The sequence below is a fragment of the Bradyrhizobium sp. SRL28 genome, from assembly GCF_018596315.1.
Lineage (GTDB): Bacteria > Pseudomonadota > Alphaproteobacteria > Rhizobiales > Xanthobacteraceae > Bradyrhizobium.
Genome location: NZ_JAHEAG010000003.1, coordinates 376,474 through 402,376, shown reverse-complemented (window position 1 = coordinate 402,376; position 25,903 = coordinate 376,474). Strand labels below are relative to the sequence as shown.

Here is a 25,903-nt window from a genome sequence, read left to right as displayed (position 1 = left end):
ATAAAGCTTGAACGGCGCGATCTAAATCGCGCCGTTCAATGGTGGGCGCCGTCAATTCGAGTTCGCAGCCGCCGTAAAGCTGCGATCGACCGTCTTGTTGACGTCGAGCTTCTTCGCCAGGATCCCGTAGCGGGTGGCGCGGTCGGAGGCTTCCTGAATTTCCCTAACGATGCTTTCGTCGATCGCGATCGGGCTGGTGCGTTGCGCCTTGTAGGCACTCAGCAGCACGTCCTCGGGAAGCTTGGTGAGTTCCGCGGTGTTCTTCGCGTATTCAGGCAGGTGATCCAGCGACCATAGCCGCGCCTTGTTGAGACGCTGTACGAGATCCTGCACGGCCGCGCGCTTGGTGGCGATGGCACTATCGGATGCGACGATGAAGGTGACGGTCGGCATCAGGCCTTCACCGTTGGCGATGACCCGCGCATTGTCCTTGAGCGTGGCATAGGAGACGTAGGGCTCCCAGACCGCCCATGCATCGATCGAGCCTGCGACCAGTGCGATCTTCGCGTCCACCGGCCCGAGCGGCGCGAAGGTCGCTTCCTCAATCTTGTGTCCGGCCTTCTCCAGCGTCGCATTGATCAGGAACTGGCCCCAGCCGCCGCGCGTTCCCGCAAGGCGCTTGCCTTTGAGGTCGGCGACAGACTTGATCGGCGAGTCCTGTCGGACGAGGATGGCCTGCGTCCTGGCATCGGAGCGGGTGCCGCCGATGGCCTTGATCGGAGCGCCGGCCGCATACACCGTCAGGAACGAGAGATCGCCGGTATAGCCGACATCCAGCGCACCTGCGTTCAGCGCTTCGAGGATCGGCGCGGCAGCAGGAAATTCCGACCATTCGATCTTGTAAGGCAAATCCTTTGCGTAACCGGAGATTTCGAGCAAGGAACGATTGCCGCCCTTCTGGTCGCCGACGCGGAGCGTCACGGTGTCTGCGGCCAGCGCCGATGCGGTAATCGCCACGCCCATCGCCGCGCTGAACAACGTTGCGCCGATGCGACGGAGACGCGCGTAGGTGCGCGATTCAAGTTTGGTTGCATTCATGTTTTTGATCTTTCTCATTTCATCCGCTGCATTGCGTGGGCGCAATCAGCGATGCACAAAGCCTACGAGCGGCCGAAACGCAGTCAATGAAATGGCTGACTGAATTACGTTGTGAGGTCGCAATGAATCGTTCGTTCGAATTCATTGTCGTGAAACGAAATCGTATACAGCGCAGCTGTCGCTTAAATACTGTGCAGAAAGTAGCTCGCGACAAGTGTTGAAAGCGTGTCGGCAAACTTTCACTGCGCAAAGCGATCGGCCGGCAAAGCCGCGGCGCCGTGGAGCGTTGGATGCGGTTCCGATCATGTGTGCTGCGGGAAAAAATATCGTCGCAGTCGTTTATCCAACAATAAATGCGTTGTGCCATTGTCGAATGACAGAACGCACGTCGTTATTTTTTGCAGGCGCTCGACAGCTTGAGCCAACGATCCCATCATTCTGACATCGCATGATCGCGCGACGTTGCGCGCATGATCGTCAGGAGATTTGGAATGAAGCGTCGGGAGTTTCTCGGATTGTCGGTTGGAGGCGCAATTGCTGCGCTGTCGTCGCGCGCAGAGGCGCAAACGCCCGTCAAGGAAATCCGTATTGGTTACCAGAAGACCGGCGTGTTGGTGATCGCGCGGCAGCAGGCCGTGCTCGAAAAGCGGTTCGCCGGCAAGCAAATTGGGGTCAAATGGATCGAGTTCACGTCGGGGCCACCCCTGCTGGAAGCCATGAGCATCGGCAGCGTCGACCTTGGCGCCGTTGGCGATACGCCGCCGATCTTCGCGCAGGCGGCGAACGCCAATATCGTTTATGTCGCGGGATCACGGATCACCAACGGGCAGGGCATTCTCGTCCCTGCTAATTCCAGCATCCGCAGCATTGCCGACCTGAAGGGCAAGCGCGTCGGATTTACCAAGGGCAGCAGCGCGCACAACGTGGTGATCGCCACGCTGGAGAAGGCCGGACTGACCTATGAGGACATCACGCCGGTCTATCTGACGCCGCCCGATGCCGGGCCGGCCTTCGCCAATGGCAGCATCGAGGCGTGGGCGATCTGGGATCCGTATTTCGCGATCGGCGAGAAGCGCCAGAACGGGCGGATTCTCATCAATGCCCATGAAGTCGCCAAGACCAATTCGTTCTATTTGGCCAACCGCGATTTCGCCAACACCCATGTGCGGGAAACCCGCGATGTGATCGATGGCCTGGCGGAGGCCGCGCGCTGGGCCGAGGCCAATCGCGCCGAGGTCGCGAGCGCACTCGCTGCGGTGACCGGCGTGCCGCTCGAGGTCCAGACCGTCGCGGCCAACCGCGCGTCTTTCCTGATCGGCCCGGTGACCGACGAGATCGTCACCACGCAGCAGGCGGTCGCCGACCGCTTCCACAAGCTCGGCCTGATTCCGAAGCCGATCGCCGTGCGCGACATCGTCTGGCGCCATACCCAGAGCTGAATTCCAAAAAAGGGACGTAACTCATGACGCGTTTGTTTCAACGCTTGCTCGCGAGCGCCTTGCTGTCGATCAGCATGGTCGCCGCGACCGTCGGCGCTTCCTACGGCCAGGATAAGGTAGTCCGCATCGGCTTCCAGAAATACGGCAAGCTGGTGCTGCTCAAGAGCAAGGGGACGCTGGAAGAGAAGTTGAAGACCGCCGGTTACAAGGTGGTGTGGACCGAGTTTCCGTCCGGCCCACCGCTGCTCGAAGCGCTCAATGTCGGCGCGATCGATTTCGGCAACACCGGAGAGGCACCGCCGATCTTCGCGCAGGCTGCGGGCGCGCCGATCCAGTACGTCGCCTATGAGCCGCCGGCGCCGAAGGGCGAGGCCATTCTGGTGCCGAAGGACAGCAAGCTGAGTTCGGTCGCGGACCTCAAGGGCAAGAAGGTCGCGCTGAACAAGGGCTCGAACGTGCACTATCTGCTGGTGAAGGCGTTGGAGAAGGCTGGCGTCAAATACTCTGAGATAGAGCCGGTGTTTCTGGCCCCGGCCGATGCCCGCGCGGCGTTCGAGCGCGGCGCGGTCGATGCCTGGGTGATCTGGGATCCGTTCCAGGCCGCTGCTGAAGCCGCCACCGGCGCGCGCACGCTCGCTGACGGCGCTGGCATCGTCTCGAACTATCAGTTCTACTTCTCGTCCAGGAAGTTCCTGGAGACCGACCCGAAGATCGTCGATGTCGTGCTGGCGCAACTGAGCGAGGTCGATGACTGGGCCAAGGGCGACATCCACGCCGTCGCCGAGCAACTTGCGCCGGCGATCGGGCTTTCCGTTCCCGTCGTCGAAGTCGCGCTGAAGCGGCAGTCCTACGGCATCAAGCCGATCACCGAGAGCGTGATAGCCGACCAACAGCAGGTCGCGGACACGTTCTTCGCGCTCGGACTCATTCCAAAACAAATCAAGATTTCTGACGTGGCCCGGAGGTCCGGATCGTGAGCACGCAACCCAACGCCAACATCCTCTGGTTCCTGCCGACGCATGGCGACGGCCGATATCTCGGCACCACCACGGGTGGACGCGAGGTGAACTTCAACTACCTGCGCCAGATCGCGCAGGCCGCGGACCAACTCGGCTATTTCGGCGTGTTGCTGCCGACCGGGCGTAGCTGCGAGGATTCCTGGGTGACAGCCTCGGCCGTGGCGCCATGGACCGAGCGGCTGCGCTATCTCGTGGCGGTCCGGCCAGGGTTGCAGTCGCCCACGGTAGCGGCCCGCATGACCGCGACGCTCGACCGGGTGTCGAATGGACGTCTGCTGATCAACGTCGTCACCGGCGGCGATCCGATCGAAAACAAGGGCGACGGCGTCTTCCTGTCGCATGACGAGCGCTATGAAGTGACGCGCGAGTTCCTCAACGTCTACAGCGACCTGCTCGCCGGCAAGACGGTCAATGTCGAGGGCAAGCATATCCGCATCGAGGACGGCAAATTGCTGTTCCAGCCGGTGCAGTCACCACGGCCGCCGCTCTATTTCGGAGGATCGTCCGATGCCGGCATCGACGTCGCCGTCGATACCGTGGATAAATATCTGACGTGGGGCGAGCCGCCGGCGCAGGTCGCCGAGAAGGTCAATCGTGTGAGAGCCGCCGCGGCCGCGCGGGGACGAAAGCTGTCGTTCGGCATTCGCCTCCATGTGATTGTGCGGGAGACCAATGCGGAAGCCTGGAAGGCCGCCGACGAACTGATCCAGCACGTCACGGACGAAACGGTCGCCTCGGCGCAAAAGATCTTCTCGCGGATGGACTCGGTCGGCCAGCAGCGCATGGCGCAGCTTCACGGCGGCCGCCGTGACAAGCTTGAGATCAGCCCCAATCTCTGGGCCGGTGTAGGCCTGGTGCGCGGCGGCGCGGGCACGGCATTGGTCGGCGATCCCGAAACCGTCGCGGCGCGGATCAGGGAATATCAGGATATCGGTATCGATACCTTCATCATGTCAGGATACCCGCATCTGGAGGAAGCCTATCGCTTCGCCGAGCTGGTGTTCCCGCTGCTGTCGCTCGACAAGGCCAGCAACGTCACCCCGATCCGCCTCAACACCGGGCCGTTCGGCGAAACCATCGGCAATGAATACCGCCCGCATAAACAGGCATCGCAATCATGAGTCTCATCGACAGTCTTCCGCGCGTGGGCGCACCGAAATTGCCGCGGATCGACGGCCTTATCCCGTGGATCGTGCCGCTAGCGATCATCCTGATATGGCAGGTTGCCTGCGTCACCGGCTTCGTGTCCGCACGCGTGCTGCCGGCGCCCAGCGACGTCGCGCTGGCGGGATGGAAGCTGCTGCAGTCAGGCGAACTCGTCCGCAACATCTGGGTCAGCTTCTGGCGCGCCAGCATCGGATTTTTGATCGGCGGCAGCATCGGATTCAGTTTCGGGCTCGCCAACGGCCTGTCGCAGACTTCCAGCAAGCTGACCGATACAACGCTGCAGATGGTGCGCAACATCCCGCATTTGGCGCTGATCCCGCTCGTCATCCTGTGGTTCGGGATCGATGAATCGGCGAAACTGTTCCTGGTCGCGCTTGGCGTGTTCTTCCCGATCTATCTCAACACGCTGCATGGTATCCGCACCGTCGATCCGCAATTGATCGAGATGGGCCGCATCTACGGCATGACCGACGGCGAACTGTTCCGCCGGGTGATCTTCCCCGGCGCCCTGCCGTCGATCTTCGTCGGCCTGCGCTTCGCGCTCGGCATCATGTGGCTGACGCTGATCGTGGCCGAAACCATCGCTGCTTCGTCCGGCCTCGGCTACATGGCGATGCAGGCGCGCGAGTTCATGCTGATCGACGTCGTGGTGCTGTCGATCCTGATCTACGCGTTGCTCGGCAAGCTCGCCGACAGCGCCTCGCGCACGCTGGAACGGTTGACGTTGTCCTGGCATCCGGCCTTCCAGAAACATTGAGGACAAGAAATGCAAGAAGCCCTTCGTTTTCTTTCTCCCGGCGCCGAGCCGGTCGATCGCGCCGACTTCGTCGAACAGGCGCGACTGCTTCGGCGTGGATCGGAAGCGTCCTCGCGCGGACTTTCGCTGACCATCCGGGGATTGCGCAAATCCTTCGGTGACAATGAGGTGTTGCGCGGCATCGATTTGCATATCCCCGCCGGCCAGTCGGTTGCGATCGTCGGCCGCAGCGGCTGCGGCAAGAGCACGTTGCTGCGGCTGATCGCCGGCCTGGAGACCATTACCGCCGGCACGATCAGCCTTGGCGAGGACGCGCGACCGGAAGACGTCCGGGTCATGTTCCAGGAGCCGCGGCTGCTGCCTTGGGCGCGGGTGCTGTCGAACGTCGAGGTCGGTCTCGGACGCGAGCGAAGATCGGCGGACGCGCAGGCCCGCGCCGAGAGCGCACTGGTCGAGGTCGGTCTTGCCGACAAGCGCTCCCAGTGGCCGGCGGTCCTGTCAGGCGGACAGAAGCAACGCGTGGCGCTGGCGCGAGCGTTGGTCAGCCAGCCGCGCGTGCTGGCCTTCGACGAGCCCCTCGGCGCGCTGGACGCATTGACGCGCATTTCGATGCAACGGCTGCTCGAACGTGTCTGGCACGATCAGGGCTTTACCGCGATCCTGGTGACGCACGACGTCGCCGAGGCCGTGGCCCTGGCCGATCGCGTGCTTGTCATCGAAGACGGCCGTATCGCCGAGGATTTCATCGTCGATGTGCCGCGTCCGAGGCAGCGCGGTTCGGCTGAACTCGCGGCGCTGGAAGGCGCGATCCTGAAAAATCTTCTGGAAGGCACGGAAGATACTTCCGACCTGTGAGGTTCCGATGAACTCCATTGTCCGCTCCGTGTGGATCGAAACCGAAGTGACGTCCGTCGATTTTCGCAATGCCATGCGCCAATTGACGGGTGGCGTCAGCGTCATCACCGCAGGAAGGGGCAGGGACATTTCGGGGATGACAGTGACGTCGGTGTCCTCGCTGTCGGTCGATCCGCCGGCCTTGATCGCCAGCATCAACCGGGAGGCATCGTCCTGGCCGCTCGTGAAGCGCCACGGCTTCTTCGGCGTCAACATTTTGACATCGGATCAGATCGATATCGCCGAGCGGTTTACCGGCAAGGGCGGGCTGAAGGGCGCCGACCGCTTTGCCGGCGCCAGGTGGACGACGCGCGCCTCCGGCGTGCCGCTGCTGGTCGGCGCGCTGGCGGCGATCGACTGCGAGGTCGAGGATATCGTTGAGCGGCATTCGCATGCGATCGTCATCGGCCGCGTTCTGGACGTTGCGGTGTCAGCACGCACCGCGGCGCTGGCCTATTGGCAGGGGCGCTATGTCGCCCTCGATCAGGACGAGGATGCGGCGAAGCTTGCCGAGGTCAGCGTGCCGGCGCGGCACGTCGCGCGGAAGTTCTGACGGAGGTCCTCAGGGGATACGCCGGTCGTGCCGGGCTGGCTTTTTTGCCGCGTTCGATCTAAACCCGGTAAATGAAGCGTCTCGCAACCTGGGTATTTTACGGCGTCGGCGCGCTCGCGATCGCCTATCTCGCGCTGTATGCCTATGCGGTTTTCACCGGGCGCGACCTGCAGCCCGGCGATCCCATTCACATTTTCCGCAAGCCCGACGCGCCGAGTTATTCCGCTCTTTCCACGTCATTGCGAGCGTAGCGAAGCAATCCACCACTTCGCTTGTGGCGCTATGGATTGCTTCGCTCCGCTCGCAATGACGACGAGGGTCTTTGCTTAACTCGCCGCGACAAAACGCTGATGCTCACCCGCGCCGGCCGGGGTGATCGGGATGCCGCCGTCGGCATATTCGTTCAGCTTGTTGCGCAGCGTGCGGATCGAGATGCCGAGGATGTTGGCGGCATGGGTGCGGTTGCCCAGGCAGTGTTTCAGCGTCTCCAGGATCAGGTCGCGTTCGACATCGGCGACAGTGCGGCCGACGAGCGCACGCGTCACCTGTTCGGCGGCAAAGGTGGCGTGGGCCACGGCTGGCGGGGTCTTGGCGAGGTCGAGGCGGTCGCCGTCGGGCGTCAGGATCGCCTCGGGGCCGATCTCGTCGCCCTGCGCCATCAGCACCGAACGGTGGATAGTGTTTTCCAGTTCGCGGACGTTACCCTGCCAGCGGTTTGAGGTCAGCACCCGCCGCGCATCGGCGGAAATCGGCCGCAGCGGTACGCCGTTGGCGTCGGCGTATTTCTTGGCAAAATGCTGCGCCAGTTCGAGGATGTCGGCCGGGCGGTCGCGCAGCGGCGGGATCTTCAGGTTGACGACGTTGAGGCGGAACAGCAGGTCTTCACGGAAAGTGCCTTCGCGCACGGCATCGGAGAGGTTGCGGTTGGAGGTGGCGATGATGCGGATATCGACCGGCACCGGCTTGGTGCCGCCGACGCGATCGATCACGCGTTCCTGAATCGCGCGCAGGAGTTTCGATTGCAGCCGCACGTCCATCTCGGAGATTTCGTCGAGCAGCAGCGTGCCGCCGGTGGCCTCCTCGAACTTGCCGATGCGGCGGGCGACGGCGCCGGTGAAGGCGCCCTTCTCGTGGCCGAACAGTTCCGATTCCAAGAGATGCTCGGGGATCGCCGCACAATTGATCGAAATGAACGGCCGCTTGGCGCGTCCCGAGCGGGAGTGAACATAACGCGCCAGCACTTCCTTGCCGGTGCCGGATTCGCCGGTGATCATCACGGAAGCGTCGGAGCCCGCGATCTGCTGCGCCAGCTTGACGACCTTGCCCATGGCTTCGTCGCGATAGATCAGGTCGCGTGAGTCATTGGCGACGGCGGCGAGCACGGCGGCGATCAGCTCGGGATCGGGCGGCAGCGGGATGTATTCCTTGGCGCCGGCGTGGATCGCGGCGACCGCGGCGCGGGCGTCGTTGGAGATGCCGCAGGCCACGATCGGCACGTGGATGTGCTCGGCTTCCAGCCGCATCACCAGGTCGCGGATGTCGAGGGCGACGTCGACCAGCAGCAGGTCGGCGCCCTTGCCGCCGCGCAGCACGGCCATCGCCTGCTCGATCGCTTCGGCGTGGGTCACCGAAGCCCCGTTTGCCATCGCGATCTTGGTGGCGGTCGTGAGTTGGCCCTTCAATGTGCCAACGATGAGAAGCCGCATTTTTTATCTCCTGTTCGTCTGTTCGCGCCGTTCGCGGCGCGTGTCACCAAAATTGTTAGCTGCGTTCCGCCTTGATGATTTCCGTCATGGTCACGCCGAGCTTGTCTTCCACCAGCACGACCTCGCCACGCGCCACCAGGCGGTTGTTGACGTAGATGTCGATGGCCTCGCCGACGCGACGGTCCAGTTCGAGCACGGTGCCGGGGCCGAGCTTCAACAGTTCGCCGACGTCCATCTTGGAGCGGCCGAGCACGGCCGAGACCTGCACCGGCACGTCGAACACGGCCTCGAGGTCGGCCGCGATGCGCGAGGCCTGTTCGTCCTCGTTGTAGGCGAGATCGTCGATCGGCGGGGCGTCTGCGGCGTTGAGATCGGGTAGCGGTACCTGTGCGTCGGTGTCACTCATGGTTCAGTCCTCATGGCCTTTACGTTCCGGCCTGATCGCGGGACGCCAGATAGCGCCCGACGAGTTCGCTGATCTTCACTTCGATGGCCGCGCGTTCCAGCACTACGCCGCCGTCGGCCCATTCGATCCGGCAGTCGCCGGTGGCAATGCCAGGCTCGGCCAGGATCACCAGCCGGCCCTCGAAGCCGCTCTGGGCCGCCTGCCGTTCGATCTTCTCGCGGGCGGCCTCGTAGAGCTGGTCGTTGATGCGAACGACGAGATGCGGCGTGGCAACAAGATGCGAGAAGCAGTCGCTGACCAGCGCCATGATCTCGCCGAGTGGTTCGCGGACGATCAGTTCGCTGCACAGCTTGCGCGCCACCGCGACCGCGACTTCGACCGCCTCGGTTTCCATCCTGGCCTCGATGCCGGAGAAACGCGTGGCGATGCCCCTGATGGTGATGCCGATCTCTTCCAGCGCCAGCGCCGAGCGGCGGTCACTCTCCACCTTTGCCTCGTGCTGGGCCGCCTCGTAGCCGGCGCGATAGGCACGTGCCTCGGCCTCAGCGACCTTTTGCGCGATCTCGGCGGCGGTCGCGGCACGCTCGCGCGTCTTGTCCGGCGCTGCGAAGTCGGTGTCGAACAGAAATTTTGCGGGCGCGGCCATCAATACACCAACTCGTCGTCGGCGCGGTTCTTGGTCAGCGTGATTTCGCCCCTGGCGGCCATGTCCTTGGCGAGATTGACGAGCAGCGCCTGCGCCTCGTCGACATCGCGCAGCCGCACCGGTCCCATCGCGGCCATGTCGTCCATCAGCATCTTGCCGGCGCGCGAGGACATGTTGCCGAGGAAGAAGGCGCGCACCTCCTCATTGGCGCTCTTCAGCGCGATGCCGAGCTTGTCCTTGTCGACATTGCGCATCAGCGTCTGGGCCGAGGCGGAGTCGAGCTTGATGAGGTCGTCGAAGGTGAACATCAGCGCCTTGATGCGCTCGGCGGATTCGCGGTTTTCCTCTTCCAGCGAGGTGATGAAGCGGGTCTCGGTCTGGCGGTCGAAATTGTTGAAGATTTCGGCCATCACCTCGTGCGCGTCGCGGCGGCGGGTCTGCGACAGGTTGGACATGAATTCGGTGCGCAGCGTCTGCTCGACGCGCTCGATGACTTCCTTCTGCACCGCTTCCATCTTCAGCATGCGGCCGACCACGTCCAGCGCAAGATCCTCGGGCAGAATCGCCAGCACGCGGGCGGCGTGCTCCGGCTTCAGCTTCGACAGCACCACCGCAATGGTCTGCGGGTATTCGTTCTTGAGGTAGTTGGCGAGCACTTCTTCCTGCACGTTGGAGAGCTTCTCCCACATGTTGCGGCCGGCGGGGCCGCGAATTTCGTCCATGATGCCGGTGACGCGGTCCGACGGCAGGTATTGCTGCAGCAGCCGTTCGGTGGCGTCGAAGGTGCCCATCAGGGCGCCGGATGCCGACATGCGCGAAACGAATTCGAGCAGCAGGTCTTCGACCACGTCGGCCTCGACCGTGCCGAGCGTCGACATGTGGATCGACAGTTCGCGCACCTCATCGTCATCGAGCAGCGACCAGACCTTGCCGCCATACTGCTCGCCCAGCGCCAGCATCAGGATGGCGGCGCGCTTCGCGCCGCTCAGCGGCTTGCCCTTCGGCCGGGCGCTCTGACGACTTGCCAGCGCCGAGATGACGGTGGTGATGTCGTTGGCATTTGTGGTTTGCGGTACGGCCATGTCAGGTCACTCGTTCGGGTTCGCTGAGCCATTGGCGAACAATGGAAGCGGTCTCGTTCGGATTTCGTTCGGCCAGTTCGCCGACCCGGTGCACGGCCTGCGCGTGGACCTGGCCCTGGACCTGGGCGACGTCGATCAATTGGGCGGCGCCGCTGGTGCCGGCGATCAAGGCCTGATTGGGCCCGAGTTCTCCGTTTGGCCCGTTGCCCTCGATCAAAATGGGCGCCGGTTCGGCCAGTGCGGGAATGACTTCGGCAGCCAGGATGCGCTTGACCAGCGGGCGGATCACCATGAACAGCACCACGAGGCCGAGCAGCATCATGACGCCGAGTTCGATGACGTACATGACGTCGTCCTTGGTGAACTGCAGCATGCCGAGCAGGCCGGACGCTTCCGCAACCGGGGGGACGGCCGGCGCTTCGGCAAAGCGCAGGTTGACGACTTCGACCTGGTCGCCGCGCTTCTGGTCGAAACCGATCGCCGAGCGGACCAGGGTGGCGATGCGGTCGAGCTGTTCCTTGCTGCGGTCCTGATAGACCATTTCGCCTTTTTCGTTCTTGGTATAGGCGCCGTCGACCAGCACCGCGACCGAGATCCGGTTGACCCGTCCGGCCTCGGTGACCTCGGTCTTGGTGGTGCGGGAAATTTCGTAGTTGTTGGTCTCTTCGCTCTTCTTGCTCTGGTCGCGGGCCGCAGGCCCGGTGGTGTTGGTCTGGTTGCCGGGCAGTTCGTTGTTGACCGTCACCTGGCCGTTGTTCTCGGCGGTGAGCGAAGATTCCTCGCGGGTCTGGGTGGAGCGCAGCACGCGGCCCTCGGGATCGAACTTGTCCGAGGTCTGGGTGACCTTGTTGTAGTCGAAGTCGGCGGTGAGCTGGACGCGGGCACGGCCCTGGCCGACCACCGAGGAGACGATCGCCTCGACCTCGTTGCGCATGCGCTTCTCGAAGGCCGTGCGGCGCTCTTCACCGACGGCGACATCGGCTTCCTTGCCGGCGCCGTCAGCCAGCAGCCGGCCGGCTTCGTCGACGATCGACACCCGCTGCGGCTTCAATCCGTTGACGGCGGAGGCGACGACGTGGCGGATGGCGCGGATCTGCTGCGGTTCGAGGCTGCCGCGCACCCGCACCACGATCGAGGCCGACGGCTCCGGCGCCTCGCGCGCGAACAAGGGCCGTTCCGGCAGCACCAGATGGACGCGGGCGGCCTGGATGCGATCGATGGCGCGAATGGTGCGGGAGAGTTCGCCTTCCAGCGCACGCAGATGATTGATGTTCTGGACGAAGCTCGTGGTGCCGAGCGCGTCGGACTTGTCGAAAATTTCGTAACCGACGCCGCCGCCCTTGGGCAGGTTGCTTTCGGCGAGCTTCATCCGCAGCCGCGTGACCTTGTCCTTCGGCACCATGATGACCGCGCCTTCGTTGCGCAGTTCGAAGGGAATCGCCTGGCGCTCCAGATCCTTGATGATGCTGGAGGAGTCCTCGGTGGAGAGATCGGTGAACAGGGTGGTCATCTGCGGCGTCGTGACGCGCATGATGACGAAGGCGAAGAAGCCGATCAGCGCGGTTGTCACCGCGACCATGGCCATCAACCGCGAGGCGCCCAGTCCTCTCAGGAAAGCAACGAGACTTTGCACCAACCGCCCCCAGGGATTCGGCCCCAGGGACCGACTGGGCAATTATTGCCTAGGGGATGGTTTCCATATGGTTAACGTCTGTTAAAGCCGTCGTTAATAGTTCGGGCATGAAAAAAACCGGCTTCGCAAAACGAAGCCGGTTTTCATCAAATCTTTCGGTTCGGGAGAGATTACTGCCGATATTGCTGGATCCGGGTCGTCCGCAAGCCTGCCAGACCATGCTGATCGATGGAAAACTGCCAGGACAGGAATTCGTCGACGGTCAGCGTATAGCGGCTGCAGGCTTCCTCGAGGGAGAGCAGGCCACCACGGACCGCTGCAACGACTTCGGCCTTGCGGCGGATGACCCACCGTTTGGTACCGGGCGCGGGCAAGTCGGCAATTGTTAACGGACTGCCGTCAGGCCCGATGACGTATTTTACCCTCGGGCGATGGGGTTCTGTCATGGCGTACTCACAAACTCTCAACCACTGAACTCACGGTAGAAAATCTACGCCCCTCGGCTTAAAATTTACCTAAGCCCACTGCTTCAATACGAATCTCCTTGAAAATGACTGGAAATGGCCGCGACCCGGCCTCCGGGAACGCCGTTGCGTTCACTCGGGAACCGGGCGGGGAAAGGCCGGACGCAGGGAAGCGGCGCCCCCCGGGGGCTAGCTGGAGGTGGTCGGGCGGAGCACCCGCTTGATTTTGTCAGTGGTGTAGCTCTGACCGCCGATCGACAGCAGGGGCGGGGACGCGCTGAGATCAACTGAATCGACGATGCCCTGGACTTCGGTGGAAATCGCGACGTTGTTACCCGAGCTGTCCTTGCCGGTGGCGGTCAAGGTGTAGGTGCCGGCCGGCCACTGGACGCCGTCATTGCCCTTGCCATCCCAGATGAAACTCGAGCCTGCCTTCTTCAGCGGAAAGTTGCCGGTATAGGCCGTCTGTCCCGTCGAATTGGTGATCGTAATCGTCGCGGTGATGTCTTTGTCGGGTTGGAAATTCCAGGTCGCGGACTTGTCGAACTGTGCCTTGCTGCCATCAACAGAGACCTTGTTGCCGACATAGACCAGCGCCTGCGTCGCCTGCGCGCTCTTTTCGATCTCCACCAGCGACTTCAACTGCTCGTTCGACTTGAGCTGTTGCTCGATGCCGGCAAACTGCACCAGCTGCTGGGTGAACTGGTTGGTGTCGAGCGGATCCATCGGATTCTGGTGCTGGAGCTGCGTGGTCAGCAGCGTCAGGAAGGTCTGGAAATTATCCGCGATTCCCGTTGTCTTGTCCGACGCCGTCTTGTTGCCCGTGGCGGTGCCGGTCCCGGCCGCCGAGACGACCGTCGTCGGCATGGTTGCGTTAACTGCCATGGCGTTCTCCCTTAAATCCTGATGTCGACGCCGCCGCTCGCACCGAGCATGCGGCCATAGTTGCGACCGGCGACGACGGCCGGCACGCTGTCTTCCTCGCTGACGACGAGGCGATGCGCGTTGGGATTGGACTGGTTGCCGTCGTTCTGGCCCTGCGAAGACTGGTCGCGCAGGCTGAACTGCAGGCCACCATTGCCGGTCGAGAGCCCGGCGTTGTCGAGTGCGCGCTGCAATTGGTTGGCGTCCTGACGCAGCATCGACAGCGTTTCCGGCCGCTCGACGGTCAGATGCGATGTCATCTGGCCGTGACGGTCGATATCGATGCGGACATCGATGCGGCCGAGTTCGGCGGGATCGAGCCGGATTTCGAAGCGGGTCTTGCCACTCTTGGCAGACGCGGCGATTTCCATCGCAAGTCCGCTCACCGGTACCGGCGTGTTTGCCGCGGCCGTGGCGGTGAGTTGGGCAGCAGTTGCTGGCGTCGTGATGGAAGCGGCCGGTTGCTGCGTCTGGATCGCGCCGGCAGCCTGCAGGCCGTTGCCGGAGGAATTGACCGGCGTCTGGCCGATATCAGAGGCGGCAAGATGCGCGTGGGCTTGGGTGTTGGCGGCCGGTGGCGTGATGGAATTGCCTGACGCGTCGGCCTTCACGGCATCGGCGATGCCATTGTCGGACTTCGGCTTGCCTGCGGCTTCGGTTGGCGATGTGACGGCGGGCACGATGGTATCGGCGGCAGGTGTTGCGGGCGCGGCGGTGTCGGTGGTGCCGGCCTGCTCGACTGCCGTCGTGGCGCCCTTCCTGGCGAGATCGGGGTTCTTGAGTTGCGCGGCGGCTTTGGTGGCGGCGGGCGTCGTCGCCGCGATCATTGAAGCGGCCTGAGCGATGCCGGTTGTGGATGGGTCGACGGATGTGGTCTGGGCGCTGACGGCCTGGCCGACCGCGCCTTGTGCGCTGGTCTTGGCGCCACCTTCGGCCTGCGCGGCGTTCGCAGGCTGGGTTACGGTGGCGGCGGCCTCGGTGGCTTCAGCGGCGGGAGCGGCCGGCGCCGTCTCGGCGGCGAGCGAAGCGGAGGCTGCGATCGCTGCCGCTGCGATCGCAAGCGGTGCGGTCGCCTTGTCGGTTGCTTGTGTCGCGGATGCTGTCGCCGCCGGCGCTGCGGCAGCAGGGATGGCAACGGCAATGGCGTCGGCCGTCACCACGGCCGTTCCATCCTGCACCGTCTCGGTCTGATCGGTTTTTGGGGAAGCGTCGCCGGAAGATGCCTGCGTCGCCTCGTCGGACTTCGCGCCATCGGAGTTCTGCGCGTCGGACTTCGATTTGGCGTGGCGGGTCGTCGTGGCCTTGGTGTCGGTATCGGCCTTGGTATCGGCATTGGCATTGGCGTCGACTTTGCCGTCGTCGCGTGCCTTGTCGCTGCGTGCCTTATCGCTGTGTGCTTTGGCCGCGGCGTTGCGATCAATCGAATCGTTGCGCGCGGCCTTGTCCGCCTTGTCCGATGCGGCAGCATTGTCGCGCGAACGGTTGTCGGACGCGGCTTGCGTATCGTCGGAGCGGCGCCCGGTGGGCGCGTTGTCCTGGGTGCGATTGTCGTTGTTGCTGGCGGCCTTATTGCTGTCGACCAGCGCCGCGAAGCTGTCGTTTCCCGCGGATGGCTCGGAATCCGGCCGGGCGGATCTCGCCGCCGCGTTCTGAAAAGATGTATTTGCCGATACTTCTGACGTGACACTAACCACGGGCGACCCTCGCGCTGAGCTCTCGGTTACCATTCAGCAAGGACCGGGCCATCCGCCCGAAACAAAAAATATGACATTATTTCAAGTACTTAGAAGAATGGCGGCCAAATGGCGGAGCATGATCGCAATCCCCTTTTCTGCCCGGCGGCAAGATTTGCCGTCCTGGACACGCTCCAAATTGGAGATCGACTGATTGCCTCGCGGGAATACGGCCTATATTAAAGAGCGGCGTCCGATCCGGCCCGGTATGGCCGAATGATCCCCTAAGGCCTTATAATAAAAGGCTTTTTAACCATAGCCGCGAGCCGCTTAGCGCGCTTGCGATTGAAGTCGATGACCTTTGGCATGCGAAACAGTCTGGATCTCGAAGGCCGTCCGCAGGACACACGGATCGTGGTCGCCATGTCCGGCGGCGTCGACTCCTCGGTGACGGCTGCCTTGCTGAAGTCCGAGGGCTACGACGTGGTCGGGATCACGCTGCAGCTTTACGACCATGGCGCGGCCACCCATCGCAAGGGCGCCTGCTGCGCCGGCCGCGACATCCACGACGCCCGCAACGTCGCCGAGCGGATCGGCATTCCGCACTACGTGCTCGACTATGAAAGCCGCTTCCGCGAATCCGTGATCGACAATTTTGCCGACAGCTACGCGCTCGGCGAAACGCCGGTGCCCTGCATCGAGTGCAACCGATCGGTCAAGTTTCGCGACCTGCTGGCGACCGCGCGCGAACTCGGCGCGCAGGCGCTCGCGACCGGACACTATGTCGCCTCGCGCCGCCTCGGCGACGGATCGCGCGCGCTGGTATGTGCTGCGGATGCCGATCGCGACCAGAGCTATTTCCTGTTCGCGACCACGCGCGAACAACTCGACTATCTGCGCTTTCCCCTCGGCGACATGACCAAGCCGCAGACGCGCGAACTGGCGCGGCGCTTCGGCCTCGAAGTCGCCGACAAGCAGGACAGCCAGGACATCTGCTTCGTGCCGACCGGGCGCTATACCGACATCATTGGCCGCCTGAAGCCCGGCGCGATCGAGCCCGGCGATATCGTCGATCTCGAAGGCCGTACCATCGGCCGTCATCAGGGCATCGTTCATTTCACCGTCGGCCAGCGCAAGGGGCTCGGCATTGCATCCGGCGCGCCGCTCTATGTCGTCAAGCTCGATGCGGCCAGCCGCCGCGTCGTGGTGGGACCGCGCGAGGCGTTGCGGATGGATCGCATCCGCCTTCGTGACGTCAACTGGATCGGCGACGGGCTGCTGGATCGCGTCATCGGTGACGGCATCGAGATGTTCGTGCGCGTGCGCTCGACGCGCGCGCCGCAACCGGCCTGGTTGCGCGCGGTCGACGGCGCTTACGAGGTCGAACTCATTGCCGGCGAAGAAGGCGTTTCACCTGGCCAGGCCTGCGTGTTCTACGATGCGCCGGCAGGACAGGCACGCGTGCTCGGCGGTGGATTCATCAAGAGCGCGACCGCAACGATTGCGGCGGCGAGGGCAGGGGCGCAGCAAGCGACCGCGCCGCTCGCCGAGGTGATGCGCAGTTAAGAAAAAATCGGGGCAGAGGGAATGGCTGGGGACATCGACCGCGAGGGGGTCGAAAAGGCTTATGAGCGCTGGGCGCCGGTCTACGATCTCGTTTTCGGCAAGGTATTCGACGAGGGCCGCCGGTCGACCATCGCGGAAGCCGACAAGATTGGCGGGCGCGTTCTCGACGTCGGTGTCGGCACCGGGCTGTCGCTGTCTGAATATTCGCGCAGCACGAAATTATGCGGCGTCGACATTTCCGAGCCGATGCTGCGGCGGGCGCTCAAGCGCGTGCGCGAGTTTGGTCTGACCAATGTCGAAACGCTTGCGGTGATGGACGCCAAGAACCTGGCGTTTCCGGATTCGTTTTTCGATGCGGTGGTGGCGCAATATGTCATCACGGCGGTGCCGGATCCGGAACGCACGCTGGATGATTTCATCCGCGTCCTGAAACCCGGCGGCGAGCTCATTCTGGTCAACCACATCGGCGCCGAAAGCGGCCCGCGCCGCATGTTCGAGCTGGCATTCGCGCCATTGGCGCGGCGGCTCGGCTGGCGGCCGGAATTCCCGTGGGAACGCCTGACCAACTGGGCCGCCAAACATGGCGGCGTCACCCTGACCGAGCGGCGTCCGATGCCGCCGATGGGGCATTTTTCGCTGATTCGTTTTCGGAAATCGTGAAGCGCATAGCGTTTTCGAGCAAAGCACGCCCTCGGACTTGATCCGGGGGGGGAGGCTGGCCTCGCGTTAAGAAAATGCGCCAAACAAAAAGCGACAGTTTGACTGCGGAACCTCCGCGAGCACAGGCCGTTTCCCTTACATGGCAATGAAACGTGCGCTTCTGATCTCATGTATGTGGGCGGCGACTGCGAGCATGGCGGCCGCACAAGCCCCGCCGAGCCCGACAACGCCCCCCGCCCGGACCGCGCCGCCGTCGCCCGAGCGCACCGCCAATTGCGCGCCGATGCAGCCCGCGCCGCACTCCGGCACCGCGGTTCCGGAGGGAACGACCACCGGCCAGCGGGCCGAGCCGCTCGGCGACAAACTGGCGCGCTCGGACGGCGTATTGTGTCCACCGCCCGGCATCGATCCCGAAATGCACGCGCCGGCGCCGGACACCGGCAAGACGCCCGTGATTCCGCCACCCGGCAGCCCCGGCGGCGACCCGACAATCCGGCCGAAATAGCGCTATTTTGCAGATGCTTGGCCGAACCGCTGGCTTTGCTTGACAGGTCCGCGAGCCACTCCTTATATGCCGCGCGTTCGCGAATGCGGCATGGTGTGCCGCGCCGGTGAACCGTGGCGAGGTAGCTCAGCTGGTTAGAGCACGGGAATCATAATCCTGGGGTCGGGGGTTCGAGTCCCTCTCTCGCTACCAAACTTCTGCGATTTTGCACGCCTTCCTTCGATCTTTTGCGATCCCTTGCGCTCAATGGTAGCGCCTCGCCAGCGCGAACGGATGAATGCGCCCCGTAAGGGGGGGCACCGTGCTCCCAAAGGCGACAGTGTCAGTCGACGACAGATTGGCGATGACCTGAGTAGTCCGAACTCTCGCTGCCAACCGCGCACTCGCGACCGACGCCTTTTTCGCGGGCGCAGCGGCTCATTGGCGGCTCGCAGCGCCTCCGGGCTTGCACGTTGCAGCGCTTGGGACGTCCAGGATCGTCGCGGTGCTACTGAGGCTCGATCCCGGCCTCCTTTGCCGCCGCCGCAAGACATCGATCAGGTACGGGTTGGCCAGGCTGCAGCGCTGCGGTTTTCTGCCTTTAGCCAGCGCACGACGCCGGAGATCAATGGAACCGTCAGCCGGGTATCGGCCGACGTGACGACGGAGCAACGCACAGGCATCGCCTACTATACGGCGCGCATCGCCATCGGGCCTGATGAGCTCGCTCGCCTCGGCGATGTCAGGCTTGTGCCCGGCATGCCCGTCGAAGCGTTCATCAAGACGGCCGACCGGACGGTTGGCTCCTACCTTACCAAGCCGGTGTTCGACCAGGTTGCCTGGGCATTTCGCGAACGATAGCTGAACGGTGTATGCACGATCTGCGCACCGAGAGGTTCAGGAAGATCATCGAGATGATCGCGGACTCATCCGGTCTTGGTGCCGGAGCCGTAGGATACGCGAGCTGCTATTCATCGCCAGTTGTCTTCAGAAGTTGCGCGACTTCCATCAATTTTCGGCGCAGGCGCTCATCAGTAATGCCGAAGTAGAGTTCGAGGAGCTGACGCGACTCTCGCTTCGTAACGAGTTCACTCCAATCCTGCGCTTCGGAGGTTAGCTTCGGATCGATGGACGGTCGTTTCTTGCCTTCCAACTCGTCGAAGAACCATGTGATCGGGACGGCGAGTTGCGCGGCAATGCCGTAGAGTCTTGATGCGCTGATCCGGGTTTCTCCGGCCTCATATTTTTGGATGAGCTGAGACGTCAGGCCAAGACGCCTTGCCAGTTCGTCCTGGCTCAAGCCGAGGAGGTTGCGCCTCAGACGCAACCGCTTCCCGACGTGTTCGTCGACATGAGTCGGCTTCTTCGACGAAACCCTGTTTTTGGCGCCGCGTTTGTTAGGCGCGCGGGATTTCGATTTCTTCGCGGAAGGTTCAGAAGGCATCGCACACCGCGGTTGTATTCTTGTTCGGTACAATCAAATGGAACGGTGGAAATGGCATATCAACTCCTAGGTGGTACTATCAACTAGAATTATGTCATGCGGGCTACAAATGCACGGATTATTAGGCCTCAACCACACGATGTGAGAATGGCAGGACGAAATCCATGCAAGAGCCTCTTCCGAGATCGGGGCGACTACCCACTCAACTCAAGATCAAATACGGCCCAGTGGGCTTGCTCGGGCGGTTCTTCCTCTGGGCCGATACCGCTGCAAGGGATCGCGGAGTAACGCTGTCTTTTGGCAGCCTCCAGGATCTCGTCGAAGCCAATAAAGCCAACTCCGATACCTGGCGCCCGCTTGTGCCGGTTTTTGACGAGGCTCTGGGCGGCGTTACGCCGGAGACAGCGTATGTCCTGATCGGGCGGAACAAGCATGGGGAGGTCGTCACAACCCAAGCGGCGCGCATCTATGATTGGCCGGGAACGTCTCTCAAGGACGAAGCAGCTTCCCTGCGAATGTTCTTTGCCGATCCTGATGCCGCATTCGCGCGTGGAGATCACTGCAAGATCACCACGCCGATTGCCGAGAAAATCAGCGGGCGTGTCGTCTTTTCCGGTGCCGTCTGGTATCGGCGTGATTTCAGAGGCAAGGACCTTGCAACCATCCAGTCGCGCATTTCGCGGGCATATGCCTTCACACGCTGGAATAGCGATTTCACGATCGGCATGATGGCCAATGCCGTCATCGCCGGCGGCCTGGCAGAGCGTGCCGGATACACGAAGATCGAGCATAGCTGCATTGAACTTGTGGCGTCGCCGCTTGGTGAGATGCGTTGCGGGCTGGGCTGGATGCAGTCTGACGAACTCCTTGCCGATCTCGCAGCAATCATGGACCGGGTGAATGTCCCTGTTATTGGGCCCCGCATTGCCGAGGACGCAAATCACTGATGTCGCAAGGCGTGGCGGTATTAAATAATCAAACCTTTCGTCCCGAGGATTCAGAAGGGCTTGTCAAAGGGCTGTTCGGTTGCATCGACGGCAGGGACTGGGCAGGGCTTTCCGAGTTTCTCCACGACGAGGCGATCTACGAACGACCGGGTTATGAACCGTTCGTCGGAAAGTCGGCTATCCTGGACTTCTACCTGACGAAACGGATTATTTCGCTCGGCCAGCATCGTGTCGAGAGGGTGCTGAGCGACGGCGCAAACATTGCGTGCTGGGGCAGCTTTTCCGGCGTTGCCAAGAATGGGCGCAATCTCAGCATGCGTTTTGCGGATATCTACCGCATCAGGGAAGGGCGGATTGATCTACGCCGGACATTCTTCGACAGCCCGGCGATCTAGGGCGGATTGTTGCTTCCAGAAGTCAACGACCGATGCGCCGAGAAGGCATGTTCCCCTGTTTCCCTTGCAGGTGAACGGCAAGATGAGACGCTGATAATGGGTGTGAATGCTGTCGTTCCTGTCTGGCCGTCTGATCGTGGCGTTCACCTCGTCCAGGCGCGGCACTAGCGTCTCCTGGACGCGGCGGTAAAGGCCTTGCACCCACTGGCCGTAATTGTAATCCGGTTGTTCTTCCATAGGCATGCCTCGCGCATTCTTCCGCCAGGTCTCGCCAAAAATCTCAAAGCCAGGTCCGACATCGGTAATGGTCAGGCGGCCATCCACAGGCTCGACGAGCATGAATCGCCCACGAAGCGAATCGGGCAACACGTCGGCCAGCTTGGCTGAATCGTAAACCTGCTTGGAATCAATCCAATGCGCGAAAAGTGATGCAAGTGCTTTGTCCGCGCTGGCAAGCATTTCGAGCGGCAGCTCTCTGCCCGTGAACGCGCGAGAAGTTGTCTGATGGTTCGCAGCCACTTGCTCGGCAATGTACGCGATCGTCTGTGCGAGGCTCGGAAACAGTTTCTCGACGAACTGGTCCGGGTGGCAAATGACGGCGCGCTCAATCCCCATATCCGCGAGGCAGAATAGAGCTGCGGCGATGCTGGTCTGGGACGCCGTTTCGGGCCGAAACCGGATGCGCGCCGCGTTGGGAGCGATTCTTGTTACGGCCACAAATCCCAGATTTTCGACGAGGTAAGTCAGAAAATCGAAGTCAGGAAGTGAGCAGTGCAGGAAACTTCTTAAGGCCGGGGATCGCGCGTCCCATGCACGACCGTGATCATCCAGAATGATAGTTTGCATTGCGACCACCACCGTCAACCCGGGAGCAAAATCGTCGATCCAGCGCTCATTATTTGGCGAAGTTGCGTCATCTTAGCCATACTCGCCTGGCTAGACATCAAAATTCGATGGATGATTGGCTTCACGCTTTGGTGATGGCGTTTTTCCTGCGATTCCGCTTTGCCTCAGCCGTCGTCCACATCTGCTTGCGCGAAGTCCGGGACTGAATCACTTATCGGTTGCAACGAACTACTGAAGTGGCACCGGCAACCGGCTGCGTCCGCTCCAACACTCCGTATCAACTAGAATTAGATATTTACGGCATCAACTAGAATTAGATATTGACGCCGTGCATAAACGTGTCACAACTATTGTTAGAAGGCGTCATGATGCAGATGGGACGCTCAGGGAGTTCGACATGCAAACGCAAAAACAGACCGTCGTCGCAAACGGCCGTCACCACCACGCCGCGTCGCGAGCGGCGGAAAAACTTCGCAGCCAGATCTGCTGCAATCATGATCTCGCCTTCCTGATGGAGGCTCACGACGGTCTGTCGGGCGCCATCGCCGAGCGTGCAGGTTTCAAGGGACTCTGGGCGTCCGGCCTGTCCATTTCGTGCTCGCTCGGCTACCGCGACGCCAACGAAGCCTCCTGGACCCAGCTCGTTGATGTTATCGAGCGCATGGTGGACTCGAGCGACCTACCGGTGCTTGTCGACGGCGATAGCGGCTTTGGCAATTTCAACAATGCACGCCTTCTGGCGCGCAAGCTGCAGCAGCGTGGCGCTGCCGGCGTCGCGCTGGAGGACAAGGGCTTTCCCAAGATGAATTCGTTCGTCGGCGATCGGCATCCGCTTGCCGATACCGGCGAATTCTCCGGCCGGCTGCGCGCTGTAAAGGATGCGGTAGGCGACGACCTGGTCCTCGTCGCACGGATCGAGGCGCTGATCGCCGGCCACGGAATGGACGAGGCGCTTGCGCGCGCCCATGCCTATGCCGAGGCCGGAGCTGACGCCATCCTCATTCATTCGCGCAAGAGCGTGGCGGACGAAATTCTCGCTTTCGCCGGCGCTTGGCAGAACCGGCTTCCCGTTGTGATCGTCCCGACCAAATACTATCGAACACCCGTCTCCGCTTATCGCGAAGCCGGCATCTCGACAGTGATCTGGGCCAACCACTCGATGCGAGCGGCAATCGCCGGGATGAGGGACATTTGCGGCCGCATTATCGCCGAGGAAAGCATCGCTGGCATCGAAGGCGAAGTCGCCACGCTCGACGAGGTCTTTGGTCTGTTGCGCTACGGCGAACTCGCTGCCGCCGAGGAGCGATACTTGCCGCAGCACAGCGGAAATGGTCACGCCAAAGTGTGATCCTCCGGCCCTCCAACCCACCGTATCCCCATAGCAACTTTCTTAACGCGGAGATCGTGCCATGCTTCAATCAACACTAGCAGCGTCGGTACCAAATCAGCTTCCTGAACCTGACATCGCGCAGGTGATCCGATGGCGCGATAGTTCCTATGCGGCTGACCTCTATATCGCCGCGGTCTCGTGGCTCGATCTCTTCACCTATCTCGACCAAACTCCCGCGACGGAAGCAGAGCTGCGCGGGCATTTTCAGATCAAGGAGCGGCCAACGCGAACGATGATCAGGCTCTTCGAGTCCTGGGGGCTGCTCGCCAACGCCGATGGCAAGCTTCTCGTTACCGAATCCGCGCGGCGGTACCTGAGCCGCAGCTCGAGCGAGAACATTTCCTCTTACATCGCTACCATGAAGTACAAATCGTCGGTCCGGGAGATCTACGACGTATTGCGCCAGGGTGCACCTGACACGTGGCATGTTGAGCGTGGCGACACGACCAACTGGGACGCGCTGATGCAAACGGACGATTTCGCCGATCTGAATACGCGCGGAATGGAGGAGCGTGGGCGGATTTTTGCTCCCGATCTCGCGCGCCTGCTCGATTGTGCACAGGACACGGCCGTTCTGGATGTGGGAGGTGGATCCGGGGTCTATTCGGCGCACCTGCTCAACCGATATCCCAACCTGTCGGCGACGATATTTGAGCGTCCCCCCGTCGACCAGCTCGCCATGCAATGTCTTGCCGAGCGCAAGCTGACGGCAGCGAGAGCGCGGGTGATCGCCGGAGATATGTTTGCCGATCCATTTCCAAAGACCGCTTCTCTCCATCTCTACTCGCATGTCCTTCACAATTGGGGACCGGAAAAAGTGCGGCTGTTGTTGGATAAATCGCACCAAAGCTTGCTGCCTGGCGGTCGGGTGGCGGTTTACAGCTGCCACCCGGACGACCGAGGCGGGCCTGCGCCGATCGCGGAGGCGGAATATTCGGTGCTGCTGACCACCGGCTATGAGGGCTGCTGCTACAGCTTCGAGGACATGCGTTCCCTCATGGAAGGCGCCGGCTTTCAGCACGTCGACTATCGCAAGTCGATCTGCAACCGAAGTCTCATCACGGCGCGAAAGCTCGCCAACAACTGAACAAGAGCTCCATCTGGGCAAGATCGCTGTCTGAAAGCGTTCTGCCTGATCCTGCTGCCGTCGATACCGACGGCAGTAAACGCCGCGCCTTCTCTGGCGCGGGAGAACAATGTCGCCTGTCCGGGGGAACCTGAAATGACTTTATCGACGACGACACTCTTGGGTCTTCTGAAGCAGCAGAAGTATGAGTTCTTTTCCGGGGTACCTTGCTCGAACTTCGCTGATCTGTTCCAGCAGGTATCACTGGACAACGATATCACGTCAGTGCCGGCGGCGAGCGAAGGCAGCGCGTTGTCATTTGCCGTCGGCGCCGCACTGGCGGGGCGACGAAGCGTCGTTGCCCTGCAGAATTCCGGACTGGGAAACATCATCAATCCGCTGACATCGCTGGTCCAGGTCAACTGCATTCCGACACTGCTTCTGATCTCCGTGCGGGGACATACGGACGAACCCGAGGACGAGCCGCAGCATCGTATCATGGGTGCCAATACCCACGCCTTGCTCGATCAATTGGCAATCCCATGGAGCGAGTTCGACGGGACGCCGCAGGGGTTCATGGCGACCCTCGTGAAGGCCGAAGAGGCATTCCAGCGATCGATCTCGTTTGCCGTTCTGGTCCGGAAGGGTCAGCTGTCGGCGGGCCTCGGCGTCGTTATCGACGGCGAGCAACAGGTGAGCGATTATCCACTCAGCGTCGGAAGCGCTCTGGAAATCGTCAGCGAAACCCTGCGACCCACCGATCTCGTCGTCTCAACGACCGGTTTCATTTCCCGGGAGTTATTTCGCTTGAGCGACCGTCCAGAGAACTTCTACATGCAGGGATCGTTGGGCCATTGCAGCGCAGTGGCTGCGGGGGTCGCGCTCGCGCATCCATCGCGTCGCGTGGTCGCGCTGGATGGCGATGGCGCCGTGCTGATGCATATGGGGGTCTTGTCCACGATCGGGTACGCATCCCCCCGAAATTTCCTACATATCGTGCTGGATAACGAAGGCTACGTTTCGACCGGGGGGCAAGAATCCACCTCGGTGACTTCCTCGCTGGAAGCCGTCGCCGTGGCCTGTGGGTACCGCGCGGTCAGCCGGTGCGTCACCAGTGCCGAATTGAGCGACGCGGTTGCGCGAGGCCTGTCGACCGAAGGTCCGCACTTCCTGCTGTGCAAGGTCAATCAATCACATTCGCGCTCGCTACCCCGGGTTACGTCCCATCACACGCCGGAGGAGAACAAACGAGCGTTCCAGACCGCGCTAAACGAGCAGGCTTTCCATCTGCAAGCCGTGCCGGCAGGAGTGGCCCGGTGAAAACATCAGGCGGTTTCCTTTGCCTCTTATTCGTCGTCATTATCTGGGGCACAAATTGGCTTGTGATCAAGGATGCCTTGGAGTCTTCGCCGCCGCTGTTTTTTACCGGCGTCCGTTTGCTCGGCGGCGCAATCGCGATCGGAGCCGCGCGTCTGTGCCTTGGATATCCACTCCAGCTCGGATGTGATCGGAAGGGCAGGCTTGTCGCGGTGGGTCTCCTTCAAATGGCTGGAGGCCTCGGGCTGAGCCTGGCCGGCTTGCAATATCTCGATGTCGGCACCAGCGCCCTGATCTTCTACACGATGCCGCTGTGGCTCGTCGCGATCGAATGGACGATAGATCGCCAAAAGCAATCGCTTCTCGATGTTGTCGCACTGACCTGTG

General features: G+C 62.2%; 26 protein-coding genes, 1 tRNA gene and 2 pseudogenes. 18 read left to right on the top strand and 11 right to left on the bottom strand.

The window, feature by feature from the left end; genetic code table 11:
- Positions 1 to 51: 51 nt before the first annotated feature.
- Positions 52 to 1,038, bottom strand: coding sequence for an ABC transporter substrate-binding protein (locus KIP88_RS09790; protein ID WP_214487680.1), 987 nt, complete (start codon positions 1,036 to 1,038; stop codon positions 52 to 54).
- A 491-nt stretch (positions 1,039 to 1,529) separates the two neighbouring features.
- Between KIP88_RS09790 and KIP88_RS09785 the strand changes: the two genes are divergently transcribed.
- The 7 genes from KIP88_RS09785 (at position 1,530) to KIP88_RS09755 (ending at position 7,118) form a co-directional block, all read left to right on the top strand.
- Entirely contained in the window at positions 1,530 to 2,477 is a 948-nt protein-coding gene (locus tag KIP88_RS09785) for a sulfonate ABC transporter substrate-binding protein (RefSeq protein WP_214487679.1), read from the top strand.
- A gap of 23 nt (positions 2,478 to 2,500) precedes the next feature.
- Positions 2,501 to 3,454: a sulfonate ABC transporter substrate-binding protein gene (locus KIP88_RS09780; protein WP_214487678.1), complete on the top strand. Its 954-nt coding sequence runs from the start codon at positions 2,501 to 2,503 to the stop codon at positions 3,452 to 3,454.
- Positions 3,448 to 4,617 (top strand): FMNH2-dependent alkanesulfonate monooxygenase, encoded by a 1,170-nt coding sequence (gene ssuD, locus KIP88_RS09775; protein ID WP_374226451.1) that lies wholly within the window; start codon positions 3,448 to 3,450, stop codon positions 4,615 to 4,617. The genes KIP88_RS09780 and ssuD overlap by 7 nt, the downstream gene beginning before the upstream one ends.
- On the top strand, positions 4,614 to 5,420 hold the full coding sequence (gene ssuC, locus KIP88_RS09770) for an aliphatic sulfonate ABC transporter permease SsuC (protein WP_214487676.1): 807 nt from the start codon (positions 4,614 to 4,616) through the stop codon (positions 5,418 to 5,420). The genes ssuD and ssuC overlap by 4 nt, the downstream gene beginning before the upstream one ends.
- 9 nt (positions 5,421 to 5,429) lie before the next feature.
- Positions 5,430 to 6,275: an ATP-binding cassette domain-containing protein gene (locus tag KIP88_RS09765; protein WP_214487675.1), complete on the top strand. Its 846-nt coding sequence runs from the start codon at positions 5,430 to 5,432 to the stop codon at positions 6,273 to 6,275.
- Between the two features lie 7 nt (positions 6,276 to 6,282).
- Positions 6,283 to 6,867, top strand: a complete 585-nt coding sequence (locus KIP88_RS09760) for a flavin reductase family protein (protein ID WP_214487674.1) — start codon at positions 6,283 to 6,285, stop codon at positions 6,865 to 6,867.
- A gap of 71 nt (positions 6,868 to 6,938) precedes the next feature.
- Complete coding sequence (locus KIP88_RS09755; protein WP_214487673.1) at positions 6,939 to 7,118, top strand: hypothetical protein; 180 nt, start codon at positions 6,939 to 6,941, stop codon at positions 7,116 to 7,118.
- Between the two features lie 75 nt (positions 7,119 to 7,193).
- Here the strand turns inward: KIP88_RS09755 and KIP88_RS09750 are convergent, their stop codons facing one another.
- From KIP88_RS09750 to KIP88_RS48145, 8 genes are all read right to left on the bottom strand, one after another.
- Positions 7,194 to 8,573: a sigma-54-dependent Fis family transcriptional regulator gene (locus tag KIP88_RS09750; protein WP_214487672.1), complete on the bottom strand. Its 1,380-nt coding sequence runs from the start codon at positions 8,571 to 8,573 to the stop codon at positions 7,194 to 7,196.
- A gap of 55 nt (positions 8,574 to 8,628) precedes the next feature.
- The gene (fliN, locus tag KIP88_RS09745; protein WP_108521346.1) at positions 8,629 to 8,979 is read right to left on the bottom strand and encodes a flagellar motor switch protein FliN; all 351 of its coding nucleotides are present in this window, start codon (positions 8,977 to 8,979) and stop codon (positions 8,629 to 8,631) included.
- Positions 8,980 to 8,998: 19 nt separating this feature from the next.
- Complete coding sequence (locus KIP88_RS09740) at positions 8,999 to 9,625, bottom strand: FliH/SctL family protein (protein ID WP_214487671.1); 627 nt, start codon at positions 9,623 to 9,625, stop codon at positions 8,999 to 9,001.
- Positions 9,625 to 10,707 (bottom strand): flagellar motor switch protein FliG, encoded by a 1,083-nt coding sequence (gene fliG, locus KIP88_RS09735; protein WP_214487670.1) that lies wholly within the window; start codon positions 10,705 to 10,707, stop codon positions 9,625 to 9,627. Before fliG ends, KIP88_RS09740 begins: the two co-directional genes overlap by 1 nt.
- Before the next feature lies 1 nt (position 10,708).
- On the bottom strand, positions 10,709 to 12,340 hold the full coding sequence (gene fliF / locus KIP88_RS09730; RefSeq protein WP_214487669.1) for a flagellar basal-body MS-ring/collar protein FliF: 1,632 nt from the start codon (positions 12,338 to 12,340) through the stop codon (positions 10,709 to 10,711).
- 170 nt (positions 12,341 to 12,510) lie between these two features.
- Complete coding sequence (locus tag KIP88_RS09725; protein ID WP_002714638.1) at positions 12,511 to 12,786, bottom strand: DUF1153 domain-containing protein; 276 nt, start codon at positions 12,784 to 12,786, stop codon at positions 12,511 to 12,513.
- Positions 12,787 to 12,993: 207 nt separating this feature from the next.
- On the bottom strand, positions 12,994 to 13,689 hold the full coding sequence (locus KIP88_RS09720) for a flagellar hook assembly protein FlgD (RefSeq protein WP_214487668.1): 696 nt from the start codon (positions 13,687 to 13,689) through the stop codon (positions 12,994 to 12,996).
- Positions 13,690 to 13,700: 11 nt separating this feature from the next.
- Positions 13,701 to 15,422, bottom strand: a complete 1,722-nt coding sequence (locus tag KIP88_RS48145) for a flagellar hook-length control protein FliK (protein WP_214487667.1) — start codon at positions 15,420 to 15,422, stop codon at positions 13,701 to 13,703.
- 345 nt (positions 15,423 to 15,767) lie between these two features.
- Between KIP88_RS48145 and mnmA the strand changes: the two genes are divergently transcribed.
- The 5 genes and pseudogenes from mnmA to KIP88_RS46420 all read left to right on the top strand — a co-directional run.
- Positions 15,768 to 16,967 carry a tRNA 2-thiouridine(34) synthase MnmA gene (gene mnmA / locus KIP88_RS09710; protein ID WP_214487666.1) on the top strand — a complete coding sequence of 400 codons (1,200 nt, stop codon included), beginning with the start codon at positions 15,768 to 15,770 and terminating at the stop codon, positions 16,965 to 16,967.
- Positions 16,968 to 16,988: 21 nt separating this feature from the next.
- Complete coding sequence (locus KIP88_RS09705; protein ID WP_214487665.1) at positions 16,989 to 17,627, top strand: class I SAM-dependent methyltransferase; 639 nt, start codon at positions 16,989 to 16,991, stop codon at positions 17,625 to 17,627.
- Between the two features lie 139 nt (positions 17,628 to 17,766).
- Positions 17,767 to 18,132, top strand: a complete 366-nt coding sequence (locus KIP88_RS09700) for a hypothetical protein (RefSeq protein ID WP_214487664.1) — start codon at positions 17,767 to 17,769, stop codon at positions 18,130 to 18,132.
- A 115-nt stretch (positions 18,133 to 18,247) separates the two neighbouring features.
- A tRNA-Met gene (locus KIP88_RS09695) sits at positions 18,248 to 18,324 on the top strand.
- 330 nt (positions 18,325 to 18,654) lie between these two features.
- Positions 18,655 to 18,972, top strand: a pseudogene (locus KIP88_RS46420) (HlyD family secretion protein); the annotation flags it as partial.
- Between the two features lie 106 nt (positions 18,973 to 19,078).
- On the opposite strand, the gene KIP88_RS09685 reads toward KIP88_RS46420, so the two are convergent.
- Positions 19,079 to 19,555 carry a helix-turn-helix domain-containing protein gene (locus tag KIP88_RS09685; protein WP_214487662.1) on the bottom strand — a complete coding sequence of 159 codons (477 nt, stop codon included), beginning with the start codon at positions 19,553 to 19,555 and terminating at the stop codon, positions 19,079 to 19,081.
- A gap of 164 nt (positions 19,556 to 19,719) precedes the next feature.
- Between KIP88_RS09685 and KIP88_RS09680 the strand changes: the two genes are divergently transcribed.
- Both KIP88_RS09680 and KIP88_RS09675 read left to right on the top strand, forming a co-directional pair.
- Entirely contained in the window at positions 19,720 to 20,502 is a 783-nt protein-coding gene (locus KIP88_RS09680) for a hypothetical protein (RefSeq protein ID WP_214487661.1), read from the top strand.
- Positions 20,502 to 20,897, top strand: a complete 396-nt coding sequence (locus tag KIP88_RS09675; RefSeq protein WP_214487660.1) for a nuclear transport factor 2 family protein — start codon at positions 20,502 to 20,504, stop codon at positions 20,895 to 20,897. The genes KIP88_RS09680 and KIP88_RS09675 overlap by 1 nt, the downstream gene beginning before the upstream one ends.
- Here the strand turns inward: KIP88_RS09675 and KIP88_RS09670 are convergent.
- Positions 20,862 to 21,743, bottom strand: a complete 882-nt coding sequence (locus tag KIP88_RS09670) for a hypothetical protein (protein WP_214487659.1) — start codon at positions 21,741 to 21,743, stop codon at positions 20,862 to 20,864. The two genes, KIP88_RS09675 and KIP88_RS09670, sit on opposite strands and share 36 nt — an antisense overlap.
- Positions 21,744 to 22,140: 397 nt before the next feature.
- Here KIP88_RS09670 and aepX point away from each other — a divergent pair, with 397 nt between their 5' ends.
- The 4 genes and pseudogenes from aepX to KIP88_RS46415 all read left to right on the top strand — a co-directional run.
- Complete coding sequence (aepX, locus tag KIP88_RS09665; protein WP_214487658.1) at positions 22,141 to 23,091, top strand: phosphoenolpyruvate mutase; 951 nt, start codon at positions 22,141 to 22,143, stop codon at positions 23,089 to 23,091.
- A gap of 61 nt (positions 23,092 to 23,152) precedes the next feature.
- Positions 23,153 to 24,220 (top strand): methyltransferase, encoded by a 1,068-nt coding sequence (locus tag KIP88_RS09660; protein WP_214487657.1) that lies wholly within the window; start codon positions 23,153 to 23,155, stop codon positions 24,218 to 24,220.
- 135 nt (positions 24,221 to 24,355) lie between these two features.
- Positions 24,356 to 25,519: a phosphonopyruvate decarboxylase gene (aepY, locus tag KIP88_RS09655; protein WP_214487656.1), complete on the top strand. Its 1,164-nt coding sequence runs from the start codon at positions 24,356 to 24,358 to the stop codon at positions 25,517 to 25,519.
- A pseudogene (locus KIP88_RS46415) lies at positions 25,516 to 25,866 on the top strand (EamA family transporter); the annotation flags it as partial. The gene aepY and the pseudogene KIP88_RS46415, both read left to right, overlap by 4 nt.
- Positions 25,867 to 25,903: the final 37 nt, after the last annotated feature.

Bases quoted from the DNA above. Each gene is read 5' to 3' on its own strand.
- KIP88_RS09755 (WP_214487673.1), top strand. From the start codon at position 6,939: ATGAAGCGTCTCGCAACCTGGGTATTTTACGGCGTCGGCGCGCTCGCG.
- KIP88_RS09725 (WP_002714638.1), bottom strand. From the start codon at position 12,786: ATGACAGAACCCCATCGCCCGAGGGTAAAATACGTCATCGGGCCTGAC.
- fliN (WP_108521346.1), bottom strand. From the start codon at position 8,979: ATGAGTGACACCGACGCACAGGTACCGCTACCCGATCTCAACGCCGCA.
- aepX (WP_214487658.1), top strand. From the start codon at position 22,141: ATGCAAACGCAAAAACAGACCGTCGTCGCAAACGGCCGTCACCACCAC.
- KIP88_RS09660 (WP_214487657.1), top strand. From the start codon at position 23,153: ATGCTTCAATCAACACTAGCAGCGTCGGTACCAAATCAGCTTCCTGAA.
- fliG (WP_214487670.1), bottom strand. From the start codon at position 10,707: ATGGCCGTACCGCAAACCACAAATGCCAACGACATCACCACCGTCATC.
- KIP88_RS09790 (WP_214487680.1), bottom strand. From the start codon at position 1,038: ATGAATGCAACCAAACTTGAATCGCGCACCTACGCGCGTCTCCGTCGC.
- KIP88_RS09740 (WP_214487671.1), bottom strand. From the start codon at position 9,625: ATGGCCGCGCCCGCAAAATTTCTGTTCGACACCGACTTCGCAGCGCCG.
- KIP88_RS09675 (WP_214487660.1), top strand. From the start codon at position 20,502: ATGTCGCAAGGCGTGGCGGTATTAAATAATCAAACCTTTCGTCCCGAG.
- KIP88_RS09765 (WP_214487675.1), top strand. From the start codon at position 5,430: ATGCAAGAAGCCCTTCGTTTTCTTTCTCCCGGCGCCGAGCCGGTCGAT.
- KIP88_RS09670 (WP_214487659.1), bottom strand. From the start codon at position 21,743: ATGCAAACTATCATTCTGGATGATCACGGTCGTGCATGGGACGCGCGA.
- KIP88_RS09705 (WP_214487665.1), top strand. From the start codon at position 16,989: ATGGCTGGGGACATCGACCGCGAGGGGGTCGAAAAGGCTTATGAGCGC.
- KIP88_RS09680 (WP_214487661.1), top strand. From the start codon at position 19,720: ATGCAAGAGCCTCTTCCGAGATCGGGGCGACTACCCACTCAACTCAAG.
- KIP88_RS09685 (WP_214487662.1), bottom strand. From the start codon at position 19,555: ATGCCTTCTGAACCTTCCGCGAAGAAATCGAAATCCCGCGCGCCTAAC.
- ssuC (WP_214487676.1), top strand. From the start codon at position 4,614: ATGAGTCTCATCGACAGTCTTCCGCGCGTGGGCGCACCGAAATTGCCG.
- KIP88_RS09700 (WP_214487664.1), top strand. From the start codon at position 17,767: ATGGCAATGAAACGTGCGCTTCTGATCTCATGTATGTGGGCGGCGACT.
- KIP88_RS09780 (WP_214487678.1), top strand. From the start codon at position 2,501: ATGACGCGTTTGTTTCAACGCTTGCTCGCGAGCGCCTTGCTGTCGATC.
- KIP88_RS09760 (WP_214487674.1), top strand. From the start codon at position 6,283: ATGAACTCCATTGTCCGCTCCGTGTGGATCGAAACCGAAGTGACGTCC.
- KIP88_RS09785 (WP_214487679.1), top strand. From the start codon at position 1,530: ATGAAGCGTCGGGAGTTTCTCGGATTGTCGGTTGGAGGCGCAATTGCT.
- mnmA (WP_214487666.1), top strand. From the start codon at position 15,768: ATGCGAAACAGTCTGGATCTCGAAGGCCGTCCGCAGGACACACGGATC.
- KIP88_RS09720 (WP_214487668.1), bottom strand. From the start codon at position 13,689: ATGGCAGTTAACGCAACCATGCCGACGACGGTCGTCTCGGCGGCCGGG.
- KIP88_RS09750 (WP_214487672.1), bottom strand. From the start codon at position 8,573: ATGCGGCTTCTCATCGTTGGCACATTGAAGGGCCAACTCACGACCGCC.
- aepY (WP_214487656.1), top strand. From the start codon at position 24,356: ATGACTTTATCGACGACGACACTCTTGGGTCTTCTGAAGCAGCAGAAG.